General features: G+C 66.8%; 1 protein-coding gene and 1 pseudogene. Both read left to right on the forward strand.

The genetic code is table 11. The features are described from left to right. A pseudogene (locus tag MLY01S_RS12550) lies at positions 1-340 on the forward strand (transposase); the annotation flags it as partial. A gap of 118 nt (positions 341-458) precedes the next feature. After that, positions 459-947, forward strand: a complete 489-nt coding sequence (locus MLY01S_RS11845; protein WP_067192433.1) for a GNAT family N-acetyltransferase — start codon at positions 459-461, stop codon at positions 945-947. Positions 948-1,551 lie beyond the last annotated feature (604 nt).

A 1,551-nucleotide genomic window follows, 5' to 3' on the forward strand; every position in this document is an offset into this window, starting at 1 on the left:
GGGCGGCAGGGCCTGATCCACCACTCGGATCGGGGAAGCCAGTACGTCAGCATGGCGTACTCAGACGCGCTCATCACCGCCGGGGTGACGGCTTCGGTGGGCACAGTGGGCGACTGGTACGACAACGCCCTCGCTTAAGAGCGTGAACGGGCTCTACAAGGCCGAACTCATCCACTCCAAGCGCGTGTGGGAGTCCGTGCAGGCGGTCGAGCTGGCCACCATGGGGTGGGTGCACTGGTGGAACACCTCCCGTCTTCGCGAGGCCCTGGGCTATCGCACGCCCGCGGAGGTCGAGGCGGCCTACACTCACGATCAGGATTCAGCGCCCGTTGCGTCCTGACCTCGGAACGAAACCCAGGGCGCTTCACCTTCCTGCTCGTCGCTGTCCTGGCCACACGCATCCCCGTATCTGGCCAGCACCACCGGTAGCAACACCTTCACCTGGATAGGACCAAGAAATGACTGACATTGCCTACCGTCCCGCTACCAGCGATGACGCGGCCTTCCTCCGCCGCATGCTCGCTGAGGCTTTCAACTGGCGTGGCGACTCCGACTTCGACCCCGCTGTACTGAACCGCCCTGAAGCGGCGCACTACATCGACGGTTGGATGACGGCCACCGACTTCGGCGTCATCGCCGAACGCTCTGGCCATCCTGCCGGTGCCGCTTGGGCTCGCTTTCTACCCGCTTCGGATCGCGGCTACGGCTATGTGGCCGATAATATCCCTGAGCTCACGCTGGCCGTGGCGCCCGAACACCGCGGAAACCGCATCGGCCCAGCGCTCCTCGAGGCACTGGTCGACCAGGGTAGACGACTCGATCTACCCGGCATCAGCCTCAGCGTGGAAGACGGGAACCTCGCACGCAAGTTGTACCAACGCCAAGGCTTCATTGTCGTCGGACGCGACGGGGACTCCGACACCTTGCTGAAGCGCTACAGACCCTGAGGTGGTGCGGACGGTCTCCGCTGAGGTTCCCCGAATGGTGGACGGTGCCCGGTGATCCCCGTCCCTGCCGTCACGCTCCGATAAAGCCCCGCCACATACCACTGCGATCCACACGCAGGGAAGGGTGAGTCGAGGCCCGGTGGCGCATTGGCGGGGCAATGACGAACGGTTCTGCCGGCCGGTGACGCGGTGACCGTCGTCGGGGCGTGTCAGCTGTTGTGGGTCATGAGGTTGTTGCCACGAGGCGCAGGCGGAAGTGAGACGAGCGGGTCCCTGTCACAGTCGCCGTGGGGGCACTGCGAGGGACGGGACACCGGTGGGGGGCGCACGTTTCTGCACTCGGCCATCGTCGGGCTCACCCGTCTGGCGTCCACCGAGGCGTTGGAGGACGAGAAGGCGGTGAACACGGACGACCGGGGCAACGACCGGGCCGCAGACTTCACCACAGAGGTGACCTGCTGGGGTGGACCGCGTCTCAGGATCCGCCTGCCCGGCGTCGACCCGGCCTCCATCGACGTGGATGCGGGGAGCGCACGCTCGCCGTCGGTGCCGAGCGCAAGCAGGACCCGGCCCCCGGACGCGGGTGCGGCGGGCCCCACCGGGG

It is taken from the genome of Micrococcus lylae NBRC 15355, assembly GCF_001570885.1.
Taxonomy (GTDB): Bacteria; Actinomycetota; Actinomycetes; order Actinomycetales; family Micrococcaceae; genus Micrococcus; species Micrococcus lylae.